Genomic DNA, 24,342 nt, shown 5'->3' on the forward strand with positions numbered 1-24,342 from the left:
GTGCTTGGGCCCGCTTCTCGCCGTCCGAACCGGAGGTTAAGGCTGATATCTGCGGACCAAAGCGCTTTTAGACAAGGCCAGCTTCGCTGTCCAGAAACTGTGCAGAGAGATCAGAGGCTTGCCGCAGCAGCGCAATCCGGTTGAAAGGCGCTGAAGTCGCGTTGACAGGCTTGGCCAGCCTGTGGTCTTTACCCATCTGTATCGTACGGCCACGTCGGGAGAGACCGGCTTTAGGCAGCCGGCGCCGAAGGAGCAACCGCCCCGGAAACTCTCAGGCAAAAGGACCGCGTGGCTTTGACAGCATCTGGAAAGAGGCGCCGACGGGTCTAGACCCGGATGGCACCCGCCGACGGGATAATACTCTCAGGCACAGCGACAGATGGGGCTTCGACTGGTGTCCTCCGGGAATCGTCCCGGGGGAACCGCCGAGGGCCCCTGTGATGCTAGCGAACGACCAAGACTCCCTGAAACGTACGCCCCTTCACGGGCTTCATGTCTCCCTGGGCGGCAAGATGGTGCCGTTCGCGGGCTATGACCTGCCCGTGCAATACCCCGCGGGCGTGCTGAAGGAGCACCTCCATACCCGAGCCTCCGCCGGCCTGTTCGACGTCTCCCACATGGGCCAGCTCGCGCTCCGGCCGAAATCCGGCAAGGTTGAGGACGCCGCCCGCGCGCTGGAACGGTTAGTGCCGCAGGACATCGTGGCGATTGCCGAGGGGCGGCAGCGCTATGCCCAGTTCACCAATGCGGACGGCGGCATTCTCGACGATCTCATGGTCGCGAATTTCGGCGATCACCTGTTCCTGGTCGTCAACGCCGCCTGCAAGGCCGAAGACGAGGCGCATCTGCGCGCGAATCTCTCGGACGATTGCGTCATCGAGTCCCTTACGGACCGCGCGCTGATCGCGCTGCAGGGACCGAGGGCGGAAGCGGTGCTGGCGAAATTATGTGCAGAGGCGCCGTCCATGACATTCATGGACGCCGGCCCGCGCAAGGTTGCCGGCATCGACTGCTTCGTCTCGCGCTCCGGCTACACCGGCGAGGACGGTTTTGAGATTTCGGTTCCCGCAGGCGATGCCGAACGTCTCGCCAAGATGCTCCTTGAAAACACCGACGTGCTGCCGATCGGCTTGGGCGCCCGCGACAGCCTGCGCCTGGAAGCCGGGCTCTGCCTCTATGGCCACGATATCGACACCGCCACCACGCCGGTCGAGGCCGCGCTGGAATGGTCGGTGCAGAAGAGCCGCCGCAGCGGCGGCGCGCGCGCCGGCGGCTTTCCCGGCGCGGAAAAAATCCTCGCTCATTTCGATAACGGCGCATCCCGCCGCCGCGTCGGTCTGCGCGCCGAAGGCCGCGCGCCCGTGCGCGAAGGCGCGCTGCTGTTTGCGAATGACGCGGGCGGCGAGCCGATCGGACAAGTCACATCGGGCGGCTTCGGCCCGAGCCTGAATGCGCCGGTGGCGATGGGCTACGTGCCTGTGAGCCTCGCCGCGCTAGGCACCAAACTCTTCGCCGAGGTGCGCGGCCAGCGACTGCCGCTCGTGGTCGCCGCCATGCCTTTCGTGAAAAACACCTACAAACGCTGAGGATTCGAAATGACCACGACGCTGTACACCTCCGACCATGAATGGCTCGCGATCGACGGCGATGTCGCTACCGTCGGCATCACCGACTACGCCCAGCAGCAGCTCGGCGACGTCGTGTTCGTCGAACTGCCCAAGGTCGGCCGTGCGCTGAAGAAGGCGGAAGCCGCCGCGGTCGTGGAATCGGTCAAGGCTGCCTCCGATGTCTATGCGCCCGTGACCGGCGAAGTGCTCGAGACCAATGCCGAGCTCGCCGCCGAGCCGGCGCTGGTGAACTCTGACGCGCAAGGCAAGGCCTGGTTCTTCAAGATCAAGATTGCCGACAAGAGCGAGCTCGGCGGCCTCATGGATGAAGCCGCCTACAAGGCGCATACGGCTTAAGGACGATGGAGCAAGCGATGACCGCGCACCGCAAGACCAACGGCGACACCGCCGCCAGTTTCGTTCGCCGCCACATCGGCCCGTCGGCGCGCGACGTCACCGCAATGTTAGAGGCCGTCAGCGCAAAAAGCGTCGATGCGCTGATGGCGGAGACGCTGCCGGCCTCGATCCGGCAGGCCGCCCCGCTCGATCTCGGCAAGCCGCTCAGCGAGACCGAGGCGATCGCGCACATGGCCGAGCTGGGGCGTCAGAACCAGGTCTTCACCTCGCTGATCGGCCAGGGCTATTCCGGCACCATCCTGCCCACGGTGATCCAGCGCAACATCCTGGAGAACCCGGCCTGGTACACGGCCTACACGCCCTACCAGCCCGAGATCAGCCAGGGCCGGCTGGAGGCGCTGCTCAACTTCCAGACCATGATCTGCGATCTCACCGGGCTCGACGTCGCCAACGCTTCGCTGCTCGATGAAGCCACCGCCGCCGCCGAAGCCATGGCACTCGCCGAGCGGCACTCGCAGGTGAAGGCTAAGGCCTTCTTCGTCGACAAGGACGTGCATCCGCAGACGCTGGCTGTAATGCGCACCCGCGCCGAGCCGCTGGGCTGGGAGCTGATCGTCGGCGATCCCCTCACCGATCTCGACAAATCGGACGTGCTCGGCGCGCTGCTGCAATACCCGGGTTCATCAGGCGCAGTGCGCGATCTCCGGCCCGCGATCGCCGCACTGAAGGCCAAGGGCGCGCTCGCGATCGTCGCCGCCGATCTCCTGGCACTGACGCTGATCGCCTCGCCCGGCGAGCTGGGTGCCGACATCGCGATCGGTTCGGCGCAGCGGTTCGGCGTGCCGATGGGTTATGGCGGACCGCACGCGGCCTATATGGCGGTGCGCGATGCACTGAAGCGCTCGCTGCCCGGCCGCATCGTCGGCCTCTCCGTGGACTCGCGCGGCATGCCGGCCTATCGCCTCGCACTGCAGACCCGCGAGCAACACATCCGCCGCGAGAAGGCGACCTCCAACATCTGCACCGCGCAGGTGCTGCTCGCCGTGATCGCCTCGATGTATGCGGTCTATCATGGCCCCGAGGGCCTGACGCAAATCGCACGCAACGTCCATCGGCGCACCGCCGTGCTCGCGGCCGGCCTGCGCAAGCTCGGCTTTGCGTTGCAGTCCGATAATTTCTTCGACACGCTGAGCGTCGATGCCGGCGCCAAGCGCGCCGAGATCGTCGCGCGCGCGGCCGCCGAGAAGATCAATCTCGGTATCAGCGAGACCAGCTTGCGCATCGCGCTCGACGAGACCACCACGCCGGCGACGGTGGAGGCGGTCTGGCGCGCCTTCGGCGGCAAGCTCGCCTATGCCGAGATCGACGCGGAGACGCGCGAGGCGCTGCCGGAGGACTTGAAGCGCGCGACCTCCTTCCTCACCCATCCCGTCTTCCACGCGCATCGCTCCGAGACCGAGATGCTACGCTACATGCGCAAGCTCAGCGACCGCGACCTCGCGCTTGACCGTGCGATGATCCCGCTGGGCTCATGCACCATGAAGCTGAACGCAACCACCGAGATGATGCCGCTGACCTGGCCGGAGTTCGGCAGCTTGCATCCGTTCGTGCCGCGCGAGCAGGCCATGGGCTATCACGCGCTGTTCGCGCGGCTGGAAAAATGGCTGTGCGACATCACCGGTTATGACGCGATCTCGCTGCAGCCGAATTCCGGCGCGCAGGGCGAATATGCCGGGCTTTTGGCTATCCGTGGCTATCACGCCTCGCGCGGCGAGACACACCGCAGGATCTGCCTGATCCCCTCCTCCGCCCACGGCACCAACCCGGCCTCCGCCGCGATGGTCGGCATGGACGTGGTGGTGGTCGCTTGCGAGAAGAATGGCGACGTCGACGTCAATGATCTCCGCGCCAAGGCCGAGAAGCATTCGAAGGATCTCGCCGCGGTCATGATCACCTATCCCTCCACCCACGGCGTGTTCGAGGAGCACATTCGCGAGATCTGCGACATCGTGCACGGCCATGGCGGCCAGGTGTATCTCGACGGCGCCAACCTCAACGCGCAGGTCGGCCTCTCCAGGCCCGGCGATTACGGCGCCGATGTCAGCCATCTCAATCTGCACAAGACCTTCTGCATCCCGCATGGTGGCGGCGGTCCCGGCATGGGCCCGATCGGCGTGAAAGCGCATCTCGCGCGGTTCCTCCCCGGTCATCCCGCGACGAAGGCGGATGCCGCGGTCGGCGCGGTCTCGGCCGCACCGTTCGGCTCGGCCTCGATCCTGACCATCTCCTACATCTACATTCTGATGATGGGCGGCGAGGGCCTGAAGCGTGCCACCGAGATCGCGATCCTCAACGCCAACTACATTGCAGCAAGGCTCGATCCGCATTTCCCGGTGCTCTACAGGAACGCAAAGGGCCGGGTCGCGCATGAGTGCATCGTCGATCCCCGTCCGCTGAAGACGACCTCCGGCGTCACCGTCGACGACATCGCAAAACGCCTGATCGATTACGGCTTCCACGCGCCCACCATGAGCTTCCCGGTGCCGGGCACGCTGATGATCGAGCCGACCGAATCGGAATCCAAGGCCGAGCTCGACCGCTTCTGCGACGCCATGATCGCGATCCGGAAAGAAATCGCCGAGGTCGAAGCCGGCCGCTTCAAGATCGAGGCCTCGCCCTTGCGCCACGCCCCGCACACCGTGCACGACATCGCGGACGACGATTGGAAGCGCGCCTACACCCGCGCCGAGGGCTGCTTCCCCGCAGGCAGCTCGCGCGCCGACAAATACTGGAGCCCGGTGGGACGCGTCGACAACGTCTACGGCGATCGCAATCTGGTATGCTCCTGCCCGCCGGTGAGCGATTACGCGCAAGCCGCGGAGTAAGGTTTCGTAGGGTGGGTTAGCAGGCGGCGGCGCGAAGCGCAGTGGCCTGCGTAACCCACCACTTCCGCTTCCGCGGACATGAACGATGGTGGATTACGCCTTCGGCTAATCCACCCTACGGCCTAGGTGCAATCAGCAAGCGCGTCTCGCGATCCCAGCGCCAGAGCCGTTCGTTGGTGAGTTCGGTCCCGCCCCACCAGCGTTTGATCGGGTTGTGACGCCACATGTCGTCTTCGCGCGCGAAAAGTGAACGCCCGAGTTCAGTCAACGTGACCTTCCACTCGCTCCTGCCGAAGTAGCGGTCATCATTGTTGAACGCCGGATCGCCCAACAAGAGCGGGGGCGTCGAATATCCCCCCAGTTCGAGCAAGGCATCGAAGGCGTCGTTTTCGTCGAATACATCGCGAAGAAACCTCCCGTCTTCGACGATTCGCGGGTCGGTGTGCCCCTCGTTCACATAGAACAGCAAATCCATTTCAGTGGCACCGAGTCCCGTCACGCTGTCCGGAAGCTCCTCGAGCACGGCAATCAGCGCCGATCGAAGTCTCGGCAGAATCATCAAATCCGTCATCAGCAGATCGAAACAGGATTCGGGCGTTTCAGCCCGATAGGCCCGCCAGGCGCGGCTTGCCGTCACGAAATGGTTCTCGGTCACCTTGAAGGCCGGCAGCTTCCATTTTGCGACGGACTCCGGAGCATAGTTCGCAATAATGTCGTCCGCATGCACAAGGCTCAGCTTGGTCGTGATCTCCTTGTAGGGACGAAGCAAGTCCAGCAGCCAGACGAGCACGAGTTGATCGTTCGGTCGAGGATCGGACCACACTTCGATCGAGTCGAACTTCTCGCAGAGCTGAAGGAAACCAATGTCCGGCGAGCCGAAGCCCATCAGCCGATTTCGTTCCACGCCGTCGAGTCAATGATCGCCCCTTCTGGAATGCTTCGCGGAACGTGGCTCCAGCCCCATCGCGAGCTCCTCTTCGGATGGCAATGGGCCCCGGACGTACCGAAGGGAAAAGCTGAGGGCGATGTTCGCCAGGTTAGAGCGGCCGAGCACGGCGGCTGCTCCATCGTTCGTCGCCAGGATCAGATGTGACATCATCGGCTCTCAAAATCGATACGCAATACGGGAGCACACTGAGCAATACGCAGGCCTTAGTCAGGCGCAATCAACAACCGGCTTTCGTGGTCCCATCGCCACAGCCGTTCGTTGGTGAGAAGCGTGCCGCCCCACCAACGCCGAATGGCATTGTGACGGCGGAACTCCTCCCGGCCGTCAAGGACCGCTTTGCCAAATTCGGTCAGCGACAGCCGGCTCCGGCGATAGGCGGCGTTGCGACCACGCGCATCGTGCGGGGCGAGAGTCGCAAGTTTCGGATCGAGACCGGTGATCGCCGGCATCGGGCCAGACCCGAGCCCTTCGAGCAACGGGCCCAGCTCCCACTGGTCGAAGACACGTGTTTCGAGCAGCCCGCCCGGCTGAAACAGCTCCTTGGTACGGTTGTGGCCATTCGCGATCAGCCGGAGAAGCTGCGCTTCCGTCGCACCAAGTCCGGTGATCGGTGACGGAAGTTCTGCCAGCAATTCTTCGATTGCCGGCTTCAGGAAGGGCAGCCTGGGAATGTCCCTGCCGAGCAACCCGAAACAGAGTTCCGGCGTCGGTGCCCGGTAGGCCTCCCAGGCCAGGCGCGCCATCTCAAAGTCGCTGTCCGCAAGTTCGAATTCGCGAACGTTGCGATGCCGAAGCTCTGCAGCGTCTGCGCCGGGCAGATCGAAATCGACGAAGCGCAATTTCAGGCGCTCGGCCATGTAGGGCTCGGAGCGGAGATAATCCAGGATCCAGATCAGCTGCAATTGATCGTTCGGACGCGGATCAAACCACAGCTCGATGAGATCGAATCCATAGGCCTTACAGAACCAGCCAAGCGGGAACTCCTTGTGCGCGAGACCGGTCTCGGGAGACCGGGCAACAAGATCGGACCAACGCACCTCCGGATCGCCTCTTCCCCCCGCGAGGTACTCTTCGAGATGGTGCGACGTCGGCAGCGGTCCCGAAACGAACCGAAAGATCAAAGGGACGACCATGTCGGCGCGATCGGCATAGGTAAGACCGACGCCTGACGGGCTGGTCAGGATCATACGCTTCAACTCACGTCCCCCGCTCAAAACGAAACGGGCACCGAAGACGTCGGCAACTCAACGTCCTCAGCGCCCGCTCCTCGCGAAACTTTTCGCGTTAAGGCTTACTCTTCCGCCGGCTCCTCGCCGTCGGCGTCGCGCTCCGGCGTGCCGGCCAAAATCTGCTCGGCGATCAGGCCGGAGTTCTGGCGGATCGAGGTCTCGATCTTGGCGGTGATGTCGGGGTTGGCCTTCAGGAAGGCTTTCGAGTTCTCGCGGCCCTGGCCGAGGCGCTGGCTGTCATAGGAGAACCAGGCGCCTGATTTCTCGACGATGCCGGCCTTGACGCCGAGATCGAGGATCTCGCCCATCTTGGAGACGCCCTCGCCGTACATGATGTCGAACTCGACCTGCTTGAAGGGCGGCGCCAGCTTGTTCTTCACCACCTTGACGCGCGTGGTGTTGCCGACCACCTCGTCGCGCTCCTTGATCGCGCCGATGCGGCGGATGTCGAGGCGGACGGAGGCGTAAAATTTCAGCGCGTTGCCGCCGGTGGTGGTCTCGGGCGAGCCGTACATCACACCGATCTTCATGCGGATCTGGTTGATGAAGATCACCATGGTGTTGGACTTGTTGATCGAGGCCGTCAGCTTGCGCAGCGCCTGGCTCATCAACCGCGCTTGAAGTCCCGGCAGCGCATCGCCCATCTCGCCCTCGAGCTCGGCCTTCGGCACCAAGGCCGCAACCGAATCGATCACCAGCACGTCGACCGCGCCCGAGCGCACCAAGGTGTCGCAAATTTCCAGCGCCTGCTCGCCGGTGTCGGGCTGCGAGATCAGGAGCTCGTCGATGTTGACCCCGAGCTTCCTGGCATAGACCGGGTCGAGCGCGTGCTCGGCGTCGATGAAGGCGCAGATGCCGCCCTTCTTCTGTGCTTCCGCCACCGTATGCAGCGCCAGCGTCGTCTTGCCCGAGGATTCCGGCCCGTAGATCTCGACGATGCGCCCCTTGGGTAGGCCGCCGATGCCGAGCGCGATATCGAGCCCGAGCGAGCCGGAGGACACCGCCTCGATGTCCATTGAGCGGTCGTTCTTGCCGAGCTTCATCACCGAGCCCTTGCCAAACTGACGCTCGATCTGAGAGAGCGCGGCGGCCAGAGCTTTACTCTTGTCCATGGAAGATCCTTCGACGATACGCAGGGCAGTGGCGGACATTGGGTCGTGCTCCTTATGGCGAGGATTCGCGTGAGGGACAAACGGTTGCGAGGCGGCGCGGCGATAAAAGCAATGTACCCCATTTGTTCCAGGTTCGCAATATGTTCTTTTGCGGAATTAGGCGCCGTGCGTATTTGCCCCCTAAAGTTGAATTCGGGGGCGCCGAAATAGCAGTGCCGAAGCTGACGCCGTCATAATTCCGCAATCCTACGGCACCGAACCTTTTCGTGGTCTTAGGCCTTCTCCGGAATGGGACCGCAACTCTGGGGACCTCAGTCATGACGGAAAACAAGCACCGCGAAACGATCAGGCGCAATCCGCTGCTGGAGGCGGCGCATGAAGAGCTGATCAAGTTCGAGCGCAAGGAAAACGAGTTCCGCAAGAAGGACCGCGAAGAGCGCGCCAGCGAGCTCCATCTTCCGCTCAACGAGATCAAGGTGCACTAAGCCCGCGCGGCTTCGAAACCGACAAACGCCGGCGACGTAGCTGACGGCGCGCACCCGGAGACACACGGGGCGCGCTCCGCGCACAACGGTATCTAAACACTACCCGTAAGTCGCTGACAGAACAACGAAATCCCATGCAGCCTACTGTGCATGGGGTTGTTTTCCAGTTTTGAGAATGTCGGCACACCCCTGCCCCGATCATCGCAGGGCCCGGCTGCCGCCCGCACGCCCGTCCTACAGCAGTGCCAGCAGCACGAGGCCGATCACCAGCACCACGAAGCCAGCCGCTGTCGCGGCGGCGAATGACCGCTCTACATTGTCCATGATGCCACCCCGTTGCCGGCGTGCCACGTTTCCCCCATGGCTGCGCCGAACGGTTCGGAATCTTGCCGACGGGTGTGTCGGCAGTTGTGCGAACGGATGTCGAAAATGGGACCGGTGCGGGGCCAGTCTGCGGCCTGAGATCGGGGTCCGGAAATCTGTCGCCTGTCAGGCTGCCGTAAGCGGAGCCCGCTAGGGTGATGCGGCTATGGTGTTGCAGCCCAGCACCTCAGCCTCCAATAACTTTCTGCCCCGCTTGGCTCTCCCCAGGCGGGGCTTTTTCATGCCTGACCGCCGGCTTGCGGTTCCCTCTCCTCCTCAGTCAGACGCAGCGCGAAGGCGCGGATCGCGGGCGCCGCCAGGAGCACGATCGGCAGCATCGCGGCCCAGGCGATCAGCCACGACACCATCCAATGCTCAACGAAGATCATCGCACTGCCTGCGGGAAAGCTGGCGATTCCCGCCGCGATCAGCGAGGTCAGTCCGGACTGGATGATTCCGAAGACGAAATGACTGTAGCGGCGGGGAATGCCGAGCATGACGGACCCATATTGCTTGCCGTCATCACGCCAAGCAAAGCACATGCCGCAGCATGGAATCGGGTCCCTGACGGGAACCACCCCGCGAGCTGGTCTCGGTCGGGACGTGAACGCAACCGGGACGTAAGCCCAGGAACTCTGTTCATGGTCGGAGAACCACGGGGGTCCGACAGTCTCACTGACGGACCGGCGTCTATCGAAAGTCGGCTTCGCTTGTTCGGGGCGTGGGCTTTCGAGATATCCCCGAACTATCCGAGGCTTACCGTCAGATTTTGCTTGTCCCGGGAATATTATGCCGACCAGCATGTTTGCAATCATGGACGTGAATCGTGGAGGTCACCATGAATCACAGGGGCATCGAGTTCACCGTCGCCAAGACGGCGACTCCCGGGATCTGGCAGTGGCAGTTCCGGATCGGCGAGCAGATCAAGACCGGCAGGACCGAGACGAAAATCGACCTGCTGGCGATCCGGCGGGTGCAGCTGCGCATCGATCGGGAGCTGAAGCGATCGGCGAGAAGGCCGCCTGAACCGCCCCGATGAAAATCGGCGGTCGCACGGCGCTTAGTGAGACGCGGCGCCACGGCTTGGCAGGGCCGCTGCGGCGGCATCATCCGTAGCCGCCCGGAATTGATCTGACGCTGGTTTGGGATTGGACTGCTCGCGCCCATGGCCTTGGGGACGAGGCCATCACGCGCGCGATTCGGTGCCAGCCATGCCGCTCTATTTCTTTCGTATCCGGAACGGCCGCTATTCCGGCTGCGCCGACCAGGCGACGGAATTTGCCGATCGCGATTCGGCCTGGAAAGAGATGACCAGCGTCTGCGCCGACATGACCGCCGGCATTGCCCGCAAGCTCCAGGAAAATTCCGAATGGCACATGGAGCTGCTGGACGAGGCCAAGGAGCCCGTGTTCCGGATCCGCATCGTTGCCGAAACCCTTGACTAGCAAGGCCTCCGGATCAGGCCCGCTTCAGTCCGCGCTGGGCAGCCGCCGCATGGTGAATTCGATCTCGCCGCCGGGCAGTTCGCGCCAGGTCTCGACCGCGCTCATATAGCCGGCCTTGGGGTAGCGGGCGAAGAAAGCTTGCGCCCGTTCCCGCGCCGCCGCGCGCGGCAGCGTGAAGGTCTCGCGCAGATAGCCGTCGCCGACCGTTTGGCCCGGCTTGCGCCGCCGCGCCATCCGCTCGGCAAGATCCCGCGGACGATCGGCCATGCCCTCCCTCCTCTACGCGCTACACTCGGAGACAATGTAGGGCGCGGGCCGAATGATGAGGAGTCCTGTTCGAAGGCGCCCTTGCCGCGCCGAACGAGCACCTGTCAGTTGGCAGCCGTGCCGCTCTTGGTCTTCTTGGGCGCGCTGGTCGCGGCCGAGGCCTTCGGCGCCGCCGGCTGCTTCGGCGGATCGGAGCGCATGCCGCCCCAGGGATCGCTGGAAGCCTTGGAATCCGGAATTTTCTTCAGCGTTTCCTTATAGGCCTTGTCACGCTCGACCTCCGCGGCCCTCTCCTCGGGAGACTTGGCCGGACCGTCCTGCATCAAATTGATATTGGGCAGTTGCGCATAGGCAGGTCCCGCCAGCACGGCCAGCACCGCGGCCAAACGGAAAAGCTTCATCGTCTACTCCTTGATCATCCATGAGGCACGGATCGCCCGCGCCTTGTCATCCTTGTCGGGGCCGGTCGCGACTGCCGGGGCCGTTCGGGGCCCGCTAGAGCCGATCCGATCGGCACGATTTGGGCCCATGCAGCCAGTCGTCCCAGATCGGGCCGCATTTGGTGCACCCGCTCAGCGCGAGGCCGAGCGCGACCATCGAGAAAACGAGGACACACCGACGCAACATCATCCATCCCTACCCAAGCGAGGCATCATATCGGCCCAAGTCAGGCATTTTCAAGCCGACCGGACTGGCGCGAGACCGGGTGACTTTGCCGCGTCGATGCGCGCACAATGGGGCGAAACATCAGGCAATACAGGAGAGTGCGACAGCAATGCAAATGCAGCCAGACGCCGAATTTGGCCTCCCCGACGCCAGACGCATTCTCGGCGAGGTTTTTGCGCCCTGGGTCCAGGATCTCAACCTCGCGGTCGAGCGCATCGAGCACACGCAGCCCGCAGATCGACCGGACTGGCAGCCGGGCGCGCTGCTGCGCATGCCGTTTTCCGAGCGGCTGTGCCGGAACGGCGGCGTGGTCTGCGGCCAGGCCCTGATGGCGCTCGCCGACACCGCGATGGTGATCGCGATCCTCGCTGCCAATCGCGGCTATCGTCCCATGACCACGGTCGACCAGACCACGCATTTCATGCGCGCGGTCTCCTCAATGGACGTGCTGGCGGACGCGCGCGTGGTGCGGCTCGGCCGCACCATGAGCTTTGGCCGCGTCACGCTGCTCTCGGCTGCCGACAACAAACCGGTGGCGATGGTGTCGAGCGCGTTCGCAATGCTGCCGGGCTGAGCACCAGCTCGAAAGAAGAGAGCCGCGTGAGCGCAAGGCGCACCGCGGCTCTCCATCACCTCGAATTACTTGCCGAGCACTTCGTCGGCCGCGGTGACGATACTGGCGGTCGGATTCTTTCCGCAATAGGCACCGAATTTCTTGGCGTTCTCGATGAACACGTCGGTGTCGATGATCGCGTTGTCCTCGTCGCCCTTGTACCAGCCGTCCATCCAGGTCAGCACGACCTGGATGTTGTCTTCGCCGCTCTCGAGAAACTGCTTGCAGCTCATGGTCGACAGGTCCCACTTGACGGCGTGGGCGGGCATCGACGACAGCGAGAACGCTGCGGCGAACAGAAGCGAAAGGGTGGTCTTCATCGGAATCTCCATCGGCGCCGTAACGCCATAAAAGAAGGCTTGCGGGAATATCGGCGGATAAATGCTCCGCTCGAACGTCGTAAACGAAGTCTGAAGCGCCGCGCGAGTAGCGCCGGCATTGACTTTAGTTCAACGTAATTTCTATGCAGTACTCCATAATCATCGTGATGGATCGACGCCGATGATCGAGAAGCGTACAGCGCAACGTCACCGTGTTTTCAAGGGCGGAACGATCACCTTCGAAAACAACGGCATCGCTTGCACTGTGCGAAACATGTCGGCGGGCGGCGCGGCGATCGACCTCGACGCTCCCGTCACGTTGCCGCAATCGTTCACGCTCTCGATCAGGTGCGACCACTTCGTACGGAATTGTCGCACAGTTTGGCGCAGTGACAAGCGCGTCGGCCTCGCCTTTGTGCAATAGCGCGCGCGATGTGAACGAGTGTTCGCATCGCATCCACAACACGATGATGATTGCGTGATGCGATAACGGCGACGCCTTGCAAGCACGGCGATCGCGGGCACCTCGTCGTCGATTCCGTAACGGGCGAGTCCGTAACGAGCGAGCGCCCTGCGAGATCGCCGGTGCGTAATTCGAAAGATCCTGATGAGATCCGCCTACGCTATTTCGGCGTCTTGGCGGGTTCGCTCGGGCGAGCCCCGCCCCACGGGTCGTACTTGTCCTTGGGTTCGGGAATGCGCTCGAGCGCGGACTTGTAGGCCTTCTCGTCGACCTTGGGCTTGTTGTCCGCCGGCTTGGCCGGATCAAGGGGTTGCCGCCGGCCCTGTGCCTGCGCCGAGCCGGCCGTCAGTGCCAACACGGCGGCCGCTATGACCAAAATCCTCATTGGCGCAATCCCCTGCCTCTGGGATACAAACTAGCCGGCAATCGCGGAATAGCAATGCTGCGGGTTCCAAGGCTTCAGCAAATCTTGATCGGCAGGGTCTTCGCCGGATCGCATTCGTGTCTATCTGTTGGCCCGCAGGGGGACCTTCACGGATGTTGCGGACTATTGCTCATGCGGCGCTGCTCGCCGGCGCGCTCGCGCTCGGTGCCTGCGGCTTTGCCGACAGCCGTGCGCCGGTGCCTGAGTTCATGCGCATGAAGGAGGCCGAGCAGCCGCCGCCCGAAGCGCCTCCCGACGTCAAGCGCGTGGTCCGCGAGCAGATCGATGTCGTCTTCCTGACCACGTCCTATCCGCGCGAGGTGCACGTCGCCCCGCCCCATCGCGAGGTGCGCGGACAGGGCTGGACCTCCTGCGTCCGCGCGCAGCTCACCTCCGCGACAGGCACTTCGCTCGGCGCCCAGACCTACATCGTGACGATCAATGGCGGAAAGGTCGTCGATCGCCGGCGAGCGGAAGCCGACGACATCTGCGGGACCGAGACTTACGAGCCGATCTAGGAACCGCCCCAAAGAACGGACAGTTCCCGGGAAAAACCAGCATCGCGGCCGGGAACGATCCCCGCCTCCCCTTCTTGTTACCGCCGAGGGCAGTTTCGGAGGAGGCCATGATGAAGAAGTTATCGATTGCGCTGCTGGCGGGTGTCGGCGCGTTGGCCGCAGCAACCGGCGTCAAGGCTGCGGATATCTACTCGACCAGCGAATACGTGAACCCCGATCTCATTCAGGAAGTCCGGCTCGTCTGCGATGATGCCGGCAATTGCTATCGCACCCGCGGCGGTTCGCGCGTGATCGTGCGCGACTCCTATGCGACCATGCCGCGCGACCGCTATTACGAGCGCCGCACCTATCGCGACTGGGACGACGGCCCGCGCGCCGGCGTCGGCATTCGCACGCCCGGCGTCAGCGTGGGCGTTGGTGTCGGCGACCGCTGGTAATCGATAAAGCATGAAGGGCGGGACCGGACGAGACGACTCGCCCGGTCCCATTCGTATGATTGAATGAGATCGCCGCCGTCAGGCGCCAGCGCGATCAGCTCGTTGGTCTTCTTGTCCAGCGCGCCGTCAGTGACTTCAGGTTTCGAGCGGATCGGCCGGCGTGACGAAGCGCGTCAGGGACGGCAGGTGGGCGACATAGCGCGCGAGCACCATGCCGGCACACATCGCCGCGACGAAGACGAAGGCGGAAGAAGATCCGAACCCGAGCGCCGTCAGCGCCGGCCCCGGGCAGAACCCCACCAATCCCCAGCCGATACCGAAGATCGCGGGACCTGCGACGATTCTGGAATCGATGTCTCTTCGCGTGGGCAGATAGAATCGTTCGGCGAAAAACGGACGCGCGCGCCGCAGGACGCGGCCAAAGCCGAAGAAGGTCACGGCCACCGCACCGGCCATCACGAAGGCAAGGCTCGCATCCCATGTCCCGGCCGGAATGCCGCCAACGTCGAGGAAGTTCAGAACTTTCGCGGGGTCGGACATGCCGGAGACGATGAGACCGAGACCAAAGATCAGCCCGATCACGAATTGAACGAGAATGTGCATCGGCGTCAGCTCCCGTGCCGCATCACGAAGACGGTCGCCATGCCGGCCGCCATGAAGACAACGGTCGCAACCAATGAGCGCGGCGAGAGCCGCGACAGGCCGCAGACGCCGTGGCCGGAGGTGCAGCCGCTGCCCCACACCGAGCCGAAGCCGGTGAGCAGGCCCCCGATGATCAGGATTGCCGTTCCCGCCTCGATCGTCTGCTGCTGCAGGCTTCCCGTGGCGAGCCGCACCAGCACGGGTGCAGCGACAAGACCGGCGACGAAGGCGAGCCGGCCGAATAATTCACCGTCCTCAAAGGGCGGAAACAGCCGCGCCGCGATGCCGCTGACGCCCGCGATCCGTCCCTTCGCCCACATTAGCAGCACCGCGGCAAGACCGATCAGCGCGCCGCCCGCAAGCGAAGCCATTGGCGTGAAAGACGTCGCAACCATGCATGGTCCTCCAGGGTCGGAGCAATTTGCGCATCCATCGAACACGATCGCGATCGGTACCGGATGCTCAACGAGACGTTAATCCTATCATTAAAATTGAAGCGGCGTCCCAACGGTATTTTCCATTCTTTGCGCTAAGGATGACCCTGCGTAACACGGGCTCAGCCCGCGTGATTGGGGACGACGGAACGTGGTCGACATCGCGCAGCAGGCGGCGATCAATCCGGCATCGGCAAGGCATGCCGGAGCCGCGCGCGCGCGCGTCCCGCTCACGACGATCGATCCCGGCCATTGGCGCGCACTCGCGCAGCGCGCGGTCGAGCCGAACGGATATTACCTGCCCGCCTGGGAATTCGCCGTCAGCGCAACCGCGCGCGGCCGCACCAAAGCCTCGGCATTAGCCGCATTCGACGGTTCGTCGACGCGGCTGATCGGGCTGATGCCGGTGATCTCGCTGTGGCGCGCCCTAAAGATCCCCCTGCCTGCGCTGGTGAGCGCGCATCCCTATGGCACGCTGTGCAGTCCGCTGATCGATCGCGACGCGCCGATCGAGGCGGCCGCGTCCCTGTTGCAGCAGGCGCGCGCGGCCGGCGCGCATGCGCTCGTGCTGAACGACGTCGCGCTCGACGGCGGGGCGATGAGCGCACTCAATCAGGTTCTGAGCCGCGACGGCCTGAAGCCGCGCGTCCTTTCCTCCTACATCCGCGCCAGCCTCGATGCGACGCAGGATGCCGAAACGCTGCTGCGCGACGCACTCGGCACCAAAAAGCTCAAGGAGCTGCGCCGCCTGCGCCATCGCCTCGAAGAGCACGGCCCTGTTACGTGCGACGTCGCGCGCCGGCCTGACGAGATCGGGCCCGCGCTCGAAACATTCTTGCAGCTCGAAGCCAGCGGCTGGAAGGGCAAGCGCGGCACCGCACTGGTCCAGCATGCGGGCGATGCGGCCTTCATTCGCCGCGCCGTCCCGGCGCTGGCGGAGACCGCGCAGTGCGAGATCATCACGCTTCGCGCCGGCACGACGCCGGTTGCCGCCGGCATCGTGCTGCGCCATCAGGATCGCGCCTTCTTCTTCAAGCTCGGCATCGACGAGCGCTTTGCCAGATATTCGCCTGGCGTGCAGCTTACGCTCGACCTCACCCGCCATCTCTGCGCCGATCCCGCCATCGCCAGCGCCGATTCGACGGCGGGCGCCGATCACCCTATGATCAATCCGATCTGGCGCGGACGTTTTGCGATCGGTGACGTAGTGGTCCCGCTGCGGCGGAATGATCCGGTCGTAGCGCTCATTCATGGAGCGCTTGCCGCGTGCTACGTCGCACGCGAAACAGCGCGATCGACGGTGCGCTCGCTCAGAAAATGGCGGACTAGAAATCAGCCTCAGACAGCTCGGCCATCTTGATGAGATGACGCAGCAGTCCGACCTTCAAGGGCTTGTTGCCATGAATCGGAACGGAGAGCCTGACGATGCTGCCCTGCTTGCCGTAAATGTGGTGACTACCGCTCACCCGAAGCAAACTCCAGCCGTGACGTTCGACAATTCTCGCGAACTCCCGACCAGATACTGTCTTCACGCAGGCAATTCCAGAATTCGCTCAACGCCGCCCGGTTCGGGCGGCGCGACTTCGACGGATAGACATCCCTCGATCGCATCGCGGAGATTGGCCATCAGCTCATCCATGCTGTCGCCTTCGGTGGCACAGCCAGGAATCGCCGGGACCTCGGCCCAAAAGCCCCCCTCTTCAGCTTCGTGCACAACTATCTTGATCTTCATGACGGCCTCGCAATCAGGATAGTTGCCCAAGCTGCCCACTTATTCAACCTTCGTGAGCTACTCCGCTGCCTGCGCGTTGATCTCCGCCGAGACCTGACGGATCGCGCGCGCGAGCAGGTTCGGATCCTGCGCGCCGGAGACGGCGTATTTCTGCGCAAAGACGTAGGTCGGCACGCCGGAGATGCCCTTCTCGGCGGCTTCCTGCGCGTCCGCCGAGACGCGCGCGACGTCCTCGTCGGTGGCAAGGCGCTTGCGCACGTCGTCGGCGTCGAGGCCGATGTCGGCGGCCGCCTGCACCAGCACGTTCACGTCGGTGAGATCGCCGCCGTCGCGGAAATACAGCTCCATCAGGCGCTGCTTCATCTCGGGCGCCTTGCCGATCGCTTCAGCCCACAGGATGAGGCGATGACAGTCGGTCGTGTTGGGCTGACGCGCCACGAGCTCGGGCTTGTAGACGAGGCCCTCCTCGCTTGCGGCCGCAACCACGCGCCCGGCAATGCCCTTGTAAGCCTCGACCGAGCCGAACTTCTGGGTGAGATAGGCCTCGCGGCTGATGCCCTCGCGCGGCACCCAGGGATTGAGGAAGAACGGGCGGAAATTGAGCTTGACCGGAACGTCAGGAACGAGCGCCAGCGCGCTCTCGATGCGATGCTTGCCGATATAGCACCAGGGGCACACCACGTCGGAGACGACGTCGATCTGGAGCGGTTTCAGCGTGCTCATGTCAGGCGCCTCCTTCGGGCGGATACCGGGTTCGTCGGAACATAAGCCGAAGCGGGGGCGGCGCAAGGCACCCTCCCGCATGGCTCACGACTTCACCTCTGCGGTTATTGTGGCAGGTCCCGCCTGCCCCGATACTCGCGGCCACGATCAAGCCCAGGGGATCAAGGAGGGAAGACCGCGATGAGCGCCATTTTCAGGCCGGAAGGCCATCTGTCCCGGGCCACGGAGCATGCCGGCGGTCCGTGGTCGCCGGACATGTTGCAGGGAAGCGCCACCACTGCGCTCATGACCCGCGAGGTCGAGCGTCTCGCCACCGAATCCGGCTTCGCGGTGCGGCGCCTGACCTTCGATCTGTGGCGGCCGGCGGGCCTGCGCACCTTCAGGACCGTCAGCGAATTGCTGCGCGACGGCCGCAAGGCCAAGACCATGCAGGTGCGGCTGATGGACGGCGAGACCGAGATCGGCCGTTGCACGGCGCTGCTGACGGCGCCGAGTGCAGACTCGCCGGTCGATCCCTTTGCGAGGCCCGCGGCGATCGACAAGGCGCCCGAGGCGGGCGCTCCGCCGCCGGCCTTCGCGCAGAAATGGAGCCGCTATTTCCAGAACGTCTCGGTGCGGCTGATCGAGGGCGCGTTGGAGAAGCCGGGCCCCGCGGCGGCCTGGATGCGGCTCGACGCGGCCCTGGTCGAGGGTGAGCCGAACACGCCACTGCTGCAGGCGGTGCAGGCCGCGGACTTTTCCAGCGGCGTCGCGCAGATCGTCGACATGCGCGACTGGACCTTCATCAATCCGGAGATCAGCCTCTATTTCTTCCGTCCGCCGGAGGACGAATGTATCCTGATCCGCGCCGCGACACGCGTCGGCGCCAATGGCGCGGGCCTCACCACGGCGACGCTGAGCGACCGCAAGGGACCGTTCGCGGAGGTGATGCAGGCCATGAGCTTCGAGCGGCGCGACGCCGTGCAAGCTCAGGCGTCCTGAGCCGCGAGCGCGATCAGCGCGGCCTCGGATGCGGCATCAACAGGCATGAACATCTCGACGCGAAGCTCCTGCAGCGTCACGTCCTGCGGCGTGCCGAGCGTCAGCACCGCGCCGATCAGGCCGATGCCGACCTCGCCCTTGCGCAGGCGCACCTCGCAGAGCGGCCCCGGCACGGCGTTGTCCTCGATGCCAAGCATGGGAAGCTCCGGCAGCCGCATCAATTCGCGCCAGGTCGATTGCAGGGCCTCGTCGAGCGGTGCGGCCATCGCTTCATGGCGCGCCCGCGCCAGCAGCGCAGCCGCGACGGCGGGCCAGTTCTCGACGAACGGCTTGAGCTCGTTCGACGCGAGGAACATGCGCATGTGATTGAGCGGCCGCTGCATGCGCTCAGTGCCGAGCAGCATGGTCATCAGGCGCGAGGCGGCGCGGTTGGCCTGCTTCACGTTCCAGCGCCGGTCGGTCACGATCGCGGGAAACGGCTCGTGCCGTTGCAGCAGAAGATCGATGGCGCGGCGCGCATCGGCAAGCTCGGGCGCGGCGAGGTCGCGCTCGCCATATTGCCGCGCGAAGCCGCCGGCCTCGAGCAGCGCGTTGCGGTCGCGCAGCGACAGATCGAGCGCGGACGCGAGTTGCAGCAGAATGTCCCGGCTTGCCGCCGCCTTGCCGGTCTCGACATGGCTGAGATGCTTGACCGAGATGCCGGCCTCGAACGCCAGCTCCGCCTGGCTCGAGGCTCGGCGCATGCGCCAGCCGCGCAGGAGATCACCGACGGGATTGGCCGGCCGCAATCGCCGGAACGCGCGCGTGTCCATCGGCAGATTATGCGGGGGCCGCTCCTGCCTGTAAACGCCGCTATGGCAAGCCGGCCGCCATCTGCTTCAACCGTTCGGCGGTGCGCTCGTCCGCTGGAAAGAAGGTCTCCAGCGCCAGCTCCGACAGCGTGATGTCCACGGGCGTGCCGAACACCATGGTGGTGGAGAAGAAACTGAGGATCTCGCCCCCATGTCGCAGCTTGAACGGGATCGCGACACTGTCGCTCGATAGCGGGGCCGCGCGCGCCGGAATGGGATAGCGCTTCAGGTCGTTATAGAGCTTGATCAATTCAGGGTCGGCGGTCGCCTCGCATTGCCGGTGCAGCCGCTCCAACAGGTGCCCGCACCATTCGGCGAGATTGACGGTGCGCGATGCCAGCGCCTCGGGATGGAAGGCGAGCCGCAGCACGTTGAAGGGCTGGCCGAGCAGATGCTGCGGGATGCCGTCGAGCAGCGGCGCCACCATGCGATTGGCTGAGACCAGGTTCCAGTGCCTGTCCACCGCAAGCGCGGGATTGGGCTCATGCGCCTTGAGGACGAGGTCGATCGCCTGGCGCGCTGATTTCAAGGCGGGATCCTCCAGCTGGCGCTGCGGGAAGGCCGGCGCGTAGCCGGCGGCGACCAGCAGCACGTTGCGTTCGCGCAAGGGCACGTCGAGACGCTCGGCGAGCCTGAGCACCATGTCGCGCGAGGGCGCGGCGCGCCCGGTCTCGACGAAGCTTAAGTGCCGCGCCGAGATCTCGGCCTCGCCCGCGAGATCGAGCTGGCTCATGCGGCGGCGCTGCCGCCATTCGCGCAAATGATCGCCGATATGGATCGGCTGGCTGCGTTCGGCCTGGGCCGTGGATGCATGTGCGTTCATGACCAGAAACCTATCATGCGGATTTCGGCCGTTCCATTACCCGCGAGGTAATCGAATTAGGCCACGCGGCGTCGCATCTTCGGTTGCAACAGGAGATGACCATGATCGCGCTGCTGCTCTATCGGACCGTCGCAGACCACCTTCTTCCGTGGGCCATGACGCTCGCGACCCGCATCCTGGCGCGCAGCCTCAACATGCCGGAGCCGCTGGTGCATTCGACCGGCGACTATGTGGTCGCACAGGTCATCGCCTTCGAGCACGGCGTCGGCAGGAGCCTCTGCCCGTTCCGCCTCGCCCGCCTCGTCCGCGCCTGGTGGCGCGGATGGCGCTGAATTCCACCCCAGCCCAATCAAGGAGAACCACGATGATCGACGCATCCACCTTCCTCCGCCGTGCCCTGCTCGCCGACGCAATCTTCAGCGGCGTCGCGGCCCTCGGCTTCACCTTTGGTGCAGGCACCTTCGCGAGGCTGTTCAACCTGCCGGAAGCGCTGTTGCTTGAGACCGGCCTGTTCCTGATCGCCTACACCGCGCTGGTCGGCTGGCTCGCCTCGCGCCCATCCGTGTCCAGGGCGCTCGTGCTGCTGGTCGTGATCGGCAACGCCGCATGGACCGTCGGCAGCATCGCGCTGCTGCTGTCTGGCGCAGTGTCCCCGAACCTCGCAGGCGAGCTGATGGTCGTGGCGCAGGCCATCGCCACCGGCGTGTTCGCCGAGCTGCAATATGTGGGATTGCGCAGAAGTGGGCGTGTGGTCGCGGCGTGAGCCTCTCGTGTCCCGGACGCGCTGCAACGCTCTCGGCGTTGCGGCGCAGAGCCGGGACCCACGTCCAAACGGATCGCTCGCGGATAGATGGGCCCCGGCTCTGCAGCGCATCGCTGAAGAAGCGCTGCGCCGCGTCCGGGGCACGAGAGCGGCGCTTGTCTTCGCGGCGCTGGGCATGAGTATGCATTGGCATCGCCTCTCCGCTGAATTAGCACTGCAGACGCATTCCGTTCTCGCGGCGCGGTTCGCCCGAGCTTGCCCGATCGATCGCGCCCCTTGATGGCCAAAGGGCGCAGGGAAGGCCGGGCGCCGGCGGCACCCGAGTCCGTGTACAAGGAAATGCACACGGGGTGGACTACAGGTGATGCCGGTCGCCCGGCCTTCCCTGCGCGGATGGTTTTAACGGTGTCCTTCGTGCTCTCCTCGGGGAGCGTTGCACTATTGCCCCCGTCGCCTTGCGGCCGATCGATGCGCGTACCCGGTCGGGCCGCCGCATCACCGCCTGACTTGACGCCAGAACCCCGGGCGCCAGGACCACACGACTTCTCCGTCCGCGGACGGCCTGGCCTCAGCGTCCGGGGCTTGGTGTGCGCACCCCAGACCATCGACCAAACCGCTGTGACCGCACCGTGTCGTGTCGCGCTGCTTGAGGACTCACGGTTGCCCGCCCTGTCCTCACGCACATCGCGCCGGCGCTACCGCGTCCACCGCACCCCGGCCCGCATCTCGTGACGATCGCGAAGCGCCCCTCTGGCAGGGCCGGGATGGCACGTACATGCCATAAATCCGAAATTCGGAAAAGCGATATATTTTCGCGGGAAGGGCTTGACGGGTTTTGGGGTGTTTTGCCCGTCGCCTCGCGCCGCGCCAGCCTGAGCTGCAGGATGGGGTGAGCCTGCGCTCCGCCCATCCTTCGAGGCTCACCCGTCTTGCTGGTTGCGTGGTCAGCCCACGGGACTCTTGCCGCGCCGTCATTGCGAGCGCAGGGAAGCAATCCAGACTGCCACCGTGGAAAGACTCTGGATTGCTTCGCTGCGCTCGCAATGACGGAGAGGAGGAGAGAATGCCGTCCACAGGCGGTGGGCTGAGCCCCAGAGGATGGGCCCAGCGGATGGATTTGGCCGTGCGCGAAAGCTGTCAACTCAGGCGGCAGAACGGCGCACGTCCCCCCGCCACGCTTATGCCTTGGCGCGGCCGGCCTTGCCGGCGAAGTGCTTGCCGTTCAGCTTCTTCTTTTTCGTGGCGGTGGTTTTCGCGCCCGCCTTCTTGGCCTTGCGCGCCTTCACCTTGGCGGTTTCCGCCCGCGCTTCGGCGCGCAACTTCTTGCGCTTCTTCTCGCAGGAGTCGCATTTGCAGCCGATCGGCTTCAGATAGGCTTTGAAATAGTCGGTGCCGTAATCGTAGTTGATCTCGTCGCCCGGCTCGATGTTCCTGATGGCGCGGATGAAGACCTTGCGCTCGCGCGGCCGGACGTCGGACTCGGCGTTGGGCCGGCAGGAATGGTTGATGTACCGGGCAAGGTTCTTGCGCACCGAGCCGTCGATGGTCCAGCGGCCGTTGAGCTCGAACAGGTATTTGTTCTCGATCTCGTCGTGCGCCGGAATCCGCGAGTCCAGGATCGGTCCGAAATAGCGGACGATCCGGGTGCCCTTCTTGATCGGCTTGGTGGCGAAGAGGCCGAGCCCGGTCTTGGAGCGGCCGACGCGATAGGGTTTGTTCGACGATGTGGCTGGCATGATCAAGTAAACGAGGACGCGAACGAGGCTGGAAAAGCCCAAGCGAAGCCGCTCTTCTAGAACGATTCCGCGCCGCTGTCAGGTATATCCCACGCCTGTTTGAACCTTGCCCACAATGAAGACGTCTGATGGTACGGAGTTCCCGGACCATCAAAGCCGTCATGATGAACCGCATCACCCGCATTGGCCTCGCCGCCTTGATCAGTTGCATCGGCCTGAACAGCGCCGACGCCCAAACCGTGGGCAGCACCTACACCTCGACGGCACCAAAGGATTGCCGCCAGATCGGCAAAGCCAGCGAGCTCGACGGCAGCACCACGCGGGCATGTCCGGGCAAGGATGGCCTGACAGTGCTGATTGCCGAGGACGATCTGCGCGAAATCGTCTCGGTCGGCCACAATCGCAAGCAAGCCGCCGAGGAACCTGCGGCAAAGGTCTGGTTCGCCCCGTTCAATTCGTCCGAGACCACGATTGAATGGCGCGCCGCGGACGCAAAGCCGTTCGCCATCATCCAGCGCTGGCACATCGCCGACAGCAATGATCCCGACAAGCAGGGACGGCCGAACACCAAGGCTATACTGGTCGTGACGAGGCTGCCGCCGGGACCGGTCTGTCACGTCGCCTATGTCGATGCGGTCGCCAACCCCACCGCCAATGAGCTTGCGCGCAAGGCCGCGGACGATTTCGCCCGCAGCTTTGCTTGCGGCAAGGACGAGGTGAAGATCATCGGCGCGCGCGGCCGCGCGGTCGAGCTTGCGACGATGCGCTAGCGCTCCGCGGGGCGATCAGCAGGTCGGCAGCTTCGCCGTGATAGGCGCGGTCAGCATCGCCTCCAGCAGCCGCTCGGCCGTGGTCCCCTCAGGCAGCCGCTCCAGAATATCCTTCAGCCTGCCGTCGAGCAGCAGCGTGGTGAAGCCGTGCACCAGCGACCAGGCACGCGCGATCGCAGCGCCCTGGTTCAGCGTCAGCGCATCTTCGCTGATCTGCTCCTGCCGCATCATGCCGACCGCATTCGCAAGTCCGGCGAAGGAGGCTTCGGCCGCCTCGTGCAGCGAGGGCCTCGAATAATCGAGCCGCTCGGTGCGGAACATGATGCCGTACATGCCGGGATGAGCCTGCGCGTAGGCGACATAGGCCTTCGGGCGCGCCAGGGCATGCTCGAGCGGCGTGGAGGCGGCATTGGACGAGGCCGCCATCGCCGCGTTGAACTGGCGGAAGCCGACTGCCGCAAGCTCGCTCAGAAGCCCGGTGAGGTCGCCGAAATGATGCGTGGGTGCGGCGTGCGAGACGCCCGCCTCGCGTGCCACCGCGCGCAATGTGAGACCGGCAAGCCCATCACGTTCCAGCACCCGTTCGGCGGCCTGGAGCAGCGCCTCGCGCAGGGCGCCGTGATGGTACGGCGTCTCGGTCTTCGCGCTTGCCGCGCGGCGTGGTGGACGCGATGCCGCGGTCGAGGTCGTTCTCTTCAGGGCACGCGAGCTTCGCGCGGTTGCGCTCTTGGTGTCGATCTTGGTCAT

The 24,342-nt window shown here is 64.6% G+C and carries 32 protein-coding genes and 1 riboswitch; of the genes, 15 read left to right on the plus strand and 17 right to left on the minus strand.

Annotated features, from left to right (window positions below):
• Positions 1-205: 205 nt before the first annotated feature.
• A riboswitch (glycine riboswitch) is annotated at positions 206-296 on the plus strand.
• A 144-nt stretch (positions 297-440) separates the two neighbouring features.
• Genes gcvT through gcvP form a run of 3 tightly spaced genes read left to right on the plus strand, consistent with a single transcriptional unit; the run spans position 441 to position 4,849 of the window.
• Positions 441-1,586: a glycine cleavage system aminomethyltransferase GcvT gene (gene gcvT, locus IVA79_RS09700; RefSeq protein WP_247552267.1), complete on the plus strand. Its 1,146-nt coding sequence runs from the start codon at positions 441-443 to the stop codon at positions 1,584-1,586.
• Between the two features lie 9 nt (positions 1,587-1,595).
• Positions 1,596-1,964 carry a glycine cleavage system protein GcvH gene (gcvH, locus tag IVA79_RS09705; protein ID WP_247552269.1) on the plus strand — a complete coding sequence of 123 codons (369 nt, stop codon included), beginning with the start codon at positions 1,596-1,598 and terminating at the stop codon, positions 1,962-1,964.
• Between the two features lie 17 nt (positions 1,965-1,981).
• Positions 1,982-4,849, plus strand: coding sequence for an aminomethyl-transferring glycine dehydrogenase (gene gcvP / locus IVA79_RS09710; protein ID WP_247552271.1), 2,868 nt, complete (start codon positions 1,982-1,984; stop codon positions 4,847-4,849).
• 115 nt (positions 4,850-4,964) lie between these two features.
• On the opposite strand, the gene IVA79_RS09715 is transcribed toward gcvP, so the two are convergent.
• The 3 genes from IVA79_RS09715 to recA form a co-directional block, all read right to left on the minus strand.
• Positions 4,965-5,735: a hypothetical protein gene (locus IVA79_RS09715; RefSeq protein ID WP_247552273.1), complete on the minus strand. Its 771-nt coding sequence runs from the start codon at positions 5,733-5,735 to the stop codon at positions 4,965-4,967.
• Positions 5,736-6,001: 266 nt separating this feature from the next.
• Positions 6,002-6,985 (minus strand): hypothetical protein, encoded by a 984-nt coding sequence (locus IVA79_RS09720; RefSeq protein ID WP_247552275.1) that lies wholly within the window; start codon positions 6,983-6,985, stop codon positions 6,002-6,004.
• Between the two features lie 104 nt (positions 6,986-7,089).
• Positions 7,090-8,178: a recombinase RecA gene (gene recA, locus IVA79_RS09725; RefSeq protein WP_100176636.1), complete on the minus strand. Its 1,089-nt coding sequence runs from the start codon at positions 8,176-8,178 to the stop codon at positions 7,090-7,092.
• Positions 8,179-8,456: 278 nt separating this feature from the next.
• Here recA and IVA79_RS09730 point away from each other — a divergent pair, with 278 nt between their 5' ends.
• The gene (locus IVA79_RS09730) at positions 8,457-8,624 is read left to right on the plus strand and encodes a hypothetical protein (RefSeq protein ID WP_247552277.1); all 168 of its coding nucleotides are present in this window, start codon (positions 8,457-8,459) and stop codon (positions 8,622-8,624) included.
• Between the two features lie 602 nt (positions 8,625-9,226).
• Here the strand turns inward: IVA79_RS09730 and IVA79_RS09735 are convergent.
• Positions 9,227-9,484 carry a DUF2798 domain-containing protein gene (locus tag IVA79_RS09735; RefSeq protein WP_247552279.1) on the minus strand — a complete coding sequence of 86 codons (258 nt, stop codon included), beginning with the start codon at positions 9,482-9,484 and terminating at the stop codon, positions 9,227-9,229.
• 341 nt (positions 9,485-9,825) lie between these two features.
• Between IVA79_RS09735 and IVA79_RS09740 the strand changes: the two genes are divergently transcribed.
• On the plus strand, positions 9,826-10,026 hold the full coding sequence (locus tag IVA79_RS09740; protein ID WP_247552456.1) for a hypothetical protein: 201 nt from the start codon (positions 9,826-9,828) through the stop codon (positions 10,024-10,026).
• 172 nt (positions 10,027-10,198) lie between these two features.
• Complete coding sequence (locus IVA79_RS09745; RefSeq protein WP_247552281.1) at positions 10,199-10,432, plus strand: hypothetical protein; 234 nt, start codon at positions 10,199-10,201, stop codon at positions 10,430-10,432.
• A gap of 24 nt (positions 10,433-10,456) precedes the next feature.
• Here IVA79_RS09745 and IVA79_RS09750 read toward each other — a convergent pair whose 3' ends face one another.
• Both IVA79_RS09750 and IVA79_RS09755 read right to left on the minus strand, forming a co-directional pair.
• Positions 10,457-10,699 (minus strand): hypothetical protein, encoded by a 243-nt coding sequence (locus IVA79_RS09750; RefSeq protein WP_247552283.1) that lies wholly within the window; start codon positions 10,697-10,699, stop codon positions 10,457-10,459.
• Positions 10,700-10,803: 104 nt separating this feature from the next.
• Complete coding sequence (locus tag IVA79_RS09755; protein WP_247552285.1) at positions 10,804-11,100, minus strand: hypothetical protein; 297 nt, start codon at positions 11,098-11,100, stop codon at positions 10,804-10,806.
• A gap of 374 nt (positions 11,101-11,474) precedes the next feature.
• On the opposite strand from IVA79_RS09755, the gene IVA79_RS09760 reads away from it, so the two are divergent.
• Positions 11,475-11,939 (plus strand): PaaI family thioesterase, encoded by a 465-nt coding sequence (locus IVA79_RS09760; protein ID WP_247552287.1) that lies wholly within the window; start codon positions 11,475-11,477, stop codon positions 11,937-11,939.
• A gap of 65 nt (positions 11,940-12,004) precedes the next feature.
• Here the strand turns inward: IVA79_RS09760 and IVA79_RS09765 are convergent, their stop codons facing one another.
• The gene (locus IVA79_RS09765) at positions 12,005-12,298 is read right to left on the minus strand and encodes an HdeA family protein (protein WP_247552289.1); all 294 of its coding nucleotides are present in this window, start codon (positions 12,296-12,298) and stop codon (positions 12,005-12,007) included.
• A gap of 181 nt (positions 12,299-12,479) precedes the next feature.
• Between IVA79_RS09765 and IVA79_RS09770 the strand changes: the two genes are divergently transcribed.
• Entirely contained in the window at positions 12,480-12,722 is a 243-nt protein-coding gene (locus IVA79_RS09770) for a PilZ domain-containing protein (RefSeq protein ID WP_247552291.1), read from the plus strand.
• 199 nt (positions 12,723-12,921) lie between these two features.
• Here IVA79_RS09770 and IVA79_RS09775 read toward each other — a convergent pair whose 3' ends face one another.
• Positions 12,922-13,146 carry a hypothetical protein gene (locus IVA79_RS09775; protein ID WP_247552293.1) on the minus strand — a complete coding sequence of 75 codons (225 nt, stop codon included), beginning with the start codon at positions 13,144-13,146 and terminating at the stop codon, positions 12,922-12,924.
• A gap of 152 nt (positions 13,147-13,298) precedes the next feature.
• Here IVA79_RS09775 and IVA79_RS09780 point away from each other — a divergent pair, with 152 nt between their 5' ends.
• The gene (locus tag IVA79_RS09780; protein WP_247552295.1) at positions 13,299-13,703 is read left to right on the plus strand and encodes a hypothetical protein; all 405 of its coding nucleotides are present in this window, start codon (positions 13,299-13,301) and stop codon (positions 13,701-13,703) included.
• Positions 13,704-13,810: 107 nt separating this feature from the next.
• The gene (locus IVA79_RS09785; protein WP_247552297.1) at positions 13,811-14,140 is read left to right on the plus strand and encodes a hypothetical protein; all 330 of its coding nucleotides are present in this window, start codon (positions 13,811-13,813) and stop codon (positions 14,138-14,140) included.
• A 135-nt stretch (positions 14,141-14,275) separates the two neighbouring features.
• Here the strand turns inward: IVA79_RS09785 and IVA79_RS09790 are convergent, their stop codons facing one another.
• The gene (locus IVA79_RS09790; protein WP_247552299.1) at positions 14,276-14,743 is read right to left on the minus strand and encodes a DUF6691 family protein; all 468 of its coding nucleotides are present in this window, start codon (positions 14,741-14,743) and stop codon (positions 14,276-14,278) included.
• Positions 14,744-14,748: 5 nt separating this feature from the next.
• Complete coding sequence (locus IVA79_RS09795; protein ID WP_247552301.1) at positions 14,749-15,177, minus strand: YeeE/YedE family protein; 429 nt, start codon at positions 15,175-15,177, stop codon at positions 14,749-14,751.
• Between the two features lie 190 nt (positions 15,178-15,367).
• On the opposite strand from IVA79_RS09795, the gene IVA79_RS09800 reads away from it, so the two are divergent.
• On the plus strand, positions 15,368-16,576 hold the full coding sequence (locus IVA79_RS09800; protein WP_247552303.1) for a GNAT family N-acetyltransferase: 1,209 nt from the start codon (positions 15,368-15,370) through the stop codon (positions 16,574-16,576).
• Here the strand turns inward: IVA79_RS09800 and IVA79_RS09805 are convergent.
• From IVA79_RS09805 to IVA79_RS09815, 3 genes are read right to left on the minus strand one after another with little or no spacing between them, the layout of a single operon-like run.
• Positions 16,542-16,748, minus strand: a complete 207-nt coding sequence (locus tag IVA79_RS09805) for a type II toxin-antitoxin system HicA family toxin (RefSeq protein WP_247552305.1) — start codon at positions 16,746-16,748, stop codon at positions 16,542-16,544. The genes IVA79_RS09800 and IVA79_RS09805 overlap by 35 nt on opposite strands.
• Positions 16,745-16,948, minus strand: a complete 204-nt coding sequence (locus tag IVA79_RS09810) for a type II toxin-antitoxin system HicB family antitoxin (protein WP_247552307.1) — start codon at positions 16,946-16,948, stop codon at positions 16,745-16,747. Before IVA79_RS09810 ends, IVA79_RS09805 begins: the two co-directional genes overlap by 4 nt.
• A gap of 57 nt (positions 16,949-17,005) precedes the next feature.
• Positions 17,006-17,671, minus strand: a complete 666-nt coding sequence (locus tag IVA79_RS09815; protein WP_247552309.1) for a DsbA family oxidoreductase — start codon at positions 17,669-17,671, stop codon at positions 17,006-17,008.
• Between the two features lie 180 nt (positions 17,672-17,851).
• On the opposite strand from IVA79_RS09815, the gene IVA79_RS09820 reads away from it, so the two are divergent.
• Entirely contained in the window at positions 17,852-18,652 is an 801-nt protein-coding gene (locus IVA79_RS09820) for a thioesterase family protein (protein ID WP_247552312.1), read from the plus strand.
• Here IVA79_RS09820 and IVA79_RS09825 read toward each other — a convergent pair.
• Together IVA79_RS09825 and IVA79_RS09830 are read right to left on the minus strand one after the other, a co-directional pair.
• A complete protein-coding gene (locus IVA79_RS09825) occupies positions 18,640-19,464 on the minus strand; it encodes a helix-turn-helix transcriptional regulator (RefSeq protein ID WP_247552314.1) in 825 nt (274 codons plus the stop codon). The genes IVA79_RS09820 and IVA79_RS09825 overlap by 13 nt on opposite strands.
• Positions 19,465-19,504: 40 nt before the next feature.
• Complete coding sequence (locus IVA79_RS09830) at positions 19,505-20,326, minus strand: helix-turn-helix transcriptional regulator (protein WP_247552316.1); 822 nt, start codon at positions 20,324-20,326, stop codon at positions 19,505-19,507.
• Positions 20,327-20,427: 101 nt separating this feature from the next.
• Here IVA79_RS09830 and IVA79_RS09835 point away from each other — a divergent pair, with 101 nt between their 5' ends.
• Both IVA79_RS09835 and IVA79_RS09840 read left to right on the plus strand, forming a co-directional pair.
• Positions 20,428-20,658 (plus strand): hypothetical protein, encoded by a 231-nt coding sequence (locus IVA79_RS09835; protein ID WP_247552318.1) that lies wholly within the window; start codon positions 20,428-20,430, stop codon positions 20,656-20,658.
• A 32-nt stretch (positions 20,659-20,690) separates the two neighbouring features.
• A complete protein-coding gene (locus IVA79_RS09840) occupies positions 20,691-21,089 on the plus strand; it encodes a hypothetical protein (protein ID WP_247552320.1) in 399 nt (132 codons plus the stop codon).
• Between the two features lie 1,178 nt (positions 21,090-22,267).
• On the opposite strand, the gene IVA79_RS09845 is transcribed toward IVA79_RS09840, so the two are convergent.
• Positions 22,268-22,825 carry an SET domain-containing protein gene (locus IVA79_RS09845; protein WP_247552322.1) on the minus strand — a complete coding sequence of 186 codons (558 nt, stop codon included), beginning with the start codon at positions 22,823-22,825 and terminating at the stop codon, positions 22,268-22,270.
• A gap of 128 nt (positions 22,826-22,953) precedes the next feature.
• Between IVA79_RS09845 and IVA79_RS09850 the strand changes: the two genes are divergently transcribed.
• Positions 22,954-23,595 carry a hypothetical protein gene (locus tag IVA79_RS09850; protein WP_247552324.1) on the plus strand — a complete coding sequence of 214 codons (642 nt, stop codon included), beginning with the start codon at positions 22,954-22,956 and terminating at the stop codon, positions 23,593-23,595.
• 15 nt (positions 23,596-23,610) lie between these two features.
• Here the strand turns inward: IVA79_RS09850 and IVA79_RS09855 are convergent, their stop codons facing one another.
• A complete protein-coding gene (locus IVA79_RS09855; protein ID WP_247552326.1) occupies positions 23,611-24,342 on the minus strand; it encodes a TetR-like C-terminal domain-containing protein in 732 nt (243 codons plus the stop codon).

It is taken from the genome of Bradyrhizobium sp. 138 (assembly GCF_023074075.1).
Lineage (GTDB): Bacteria > Pseudomonadota > Alphaproteobacteria > Rhizobiales > Xanthobacteraceae > Bradyrhizobium.

Coding starts and splice junctions, on each gene's coding strand:
- IVA79_RS09835 (WP_247552318.1), top strand. CDS start 20,428: ATGATCGCGCTGCTGCTCTATCGGACCGTCGCAGACCACCTTCTTCCG.
- IVA79_RS09750 (WP_247552283.1), bottom strand. CDS start 10,699: ATGGCCGATCGTCCGCGGGATCTTGCCGAGCGGATGGCGCGGCGGCGC.
- IVA79_RS09765 (WP_247552289.1), bottom strand. CDS start 12,298: ATGAAGACCACCCTTTCGCTTCTGTTCGCCGCAGCGTTCTCGCTGTCG.
- IVA79_RS09825 (WP_247552314.1), bottom strand. CDS start 19,464: ATGGACACGCGCGCGTTCCGGCGATTGCGGCCGGCCAATCCCGTCGGT.
- IVA79_RS09775 (WP_247552293.1), bottom strand. CDS start 13,146: ATGAGGATTTTGGTCATAGCGGCCGCCGTGTTGGCACTGACGGCCGGC.
- IVA79_RS09795 (WP_247552301.1), bottom strand. CDS start 15,177: ATGGTTGCGACGTCTTTCACGCCAATGGCTTCGCTTGCGGGCGGCGCG.
- IVA79_RS09815 (WP_247552309.1), bottom strand. CDS start 17,671: ATGAGCACGCTGAAACCGCTCCAGATCGACGTCGTCTCCGACGTGGTG.
- IVA79_RS09720 (WP_247552275.1), bottom strand. CDS start 6,985: ATGATCCTGACCAGCCCGTCAGGCGTCGGTCTTACCTATGCCGATCGC.
- IVA79_RS09790 (WP_247552299.1), bottom strand. CDS start 14,743: ATGCACATTCTCGTTCAATTCGTGATCGGGCTGATCTTTGGTCTCGGT.
- IVA79_RS09820 (WP_247552312.1), top strand. CDS start 17,852: ATGAGCGCCATTTTCAGGCCGGAAGGCCATCTGTCCCGGGCCACGGAG.
- gcvH (WP_247552269.1), top strand. CDS start 1,596: ATGACCACGACGCTGTACACCTCCGACCATGAATGGCTCGCGATCGAC.
- IVA79_RS09840 (WP_247552320.1), top strand. CDS start 20,691: ATGATCGACGCATCCACCTTCCTCCGCCGTGCCCTGCTCGCCGACGCA.
- IVA79_RS09785 (WP_247552297.1), top strand. CDS start 13,811: ATGATGAAGAAGTTATCGATTGCGCTGCTGGCGGGTGTCGGCGCGTTG.
- IVA79_RS09755 (WP_247552285.1), bottom strand. CDS start 11,100: ATGAAGCTTTTCCGTTTGGCCGCGGTGCTGGCCGTGCTGGCGGGACCT.
- IVA79_RS09810 (WP_247552307.1), bottom strand. CDS start 16,948: ATGAAGATCAAGATAGTTGTGCACGAAGCTGAAGAGGGGGGCTTTTGG.
- IVA79_RS09740 (WP_247552456.1), top strand. CDS start 9,826: ATGAATCACAGGGGCATCGAGTTCACCGTCGCCAAGACGGCGACTCCC.
- IVA79_RS09730 (WP_247552277.1), top strand. CDS start 8,457: ATGACGGAAAACAAGCACCGCGAAACGATCAGGCGCAATCCGCTGCTG.
- IVA79_RS09715 (WP_247552273.1), bottom strand. CDS start 5,735: ATGGGCTTCGGCTCGCCGGACATTGGTTTCCTTCAGCTCTGCGAGAAG.
- IVA79_RS09760 (WP_247552287.1), top strand. CDS start 11,475: ATGCAAATGCAGCCAGACGCCGAATTTGGCCTCCCCGACGCCAGACGC.
- IVA79_RS09845 (WP_247552322.1), bottom strand. CDS start 22,825: ATGCCAGCCACATCGTCGAACAAACCCTATCGCGTCGGCCGCTCCAAG.
- IVA79_RS09770 (WP_247552291.1), top strand. CDS start 12,480: ATGATCGAGAAGCGTACAGCGCAACGTCACCGTGTTTTCAAGGGCGGA.
- IVA79_RS09745 (WP_247552281.1), top strand. CDS start 10,199: ATGCCGCTCTATTTCTTTCGTATCCGGAACGGCCGCTATTCCGGCTGC.
- IVA79_RS09850 (WP_247552324.1), top strand. CDS start 22,954: ATGGTACGGAGTTCCCGGACCATCAAAGCCGTCATGATGAACCGCATC.
- gcvP (WP_247552271.1), top strand. CDS start 1,982: ATGACCGCGCACCGCAAGACCAACGGCGACACCGCCGCCAGTTTCGTT.
- recA (WP_100176636.1), bottom strand. CDS start 8,178: ATGTCCGCCACTGCCCTGCGTATCGTCGAAGGATCTTCCATGGACAAG.
- IVA79_RS09780 (WP_247552295.1), top strand. CDS start 13,299: ATGTTGCGGACTATTGCTCATGCGGCGCTGCTCGCCGGCGCGCTCGCG.
- IVA79_RS09735 (WP_247552279.1), bottom strand. CDS start 9,484: ATGCTCGGCATTCCCCGCCGCTACAGTCATTTCGTCTTCGGAATCATC.
- IVA79_RS09855 (WP_247552326.1), bottom strand. CDS start 24,342: ATGACCAAGATCGACACCAAGAGCGCAACCGCGCGAAGCTCGCGTGCC.
- gcvT (WP_247552267.1), top strand. CDS start 441: ATGCTAGCGAACGACCAAGACTCCCTGAAACGTACGCCCCTTCACGGG.
- IVA79_RS09830 (WP_247552316.1), bottom strand. CDS start 20,326: ATGAACGCACATGCATCCACGGCCCAGGCCGAACGCAGCCAGCCGATC.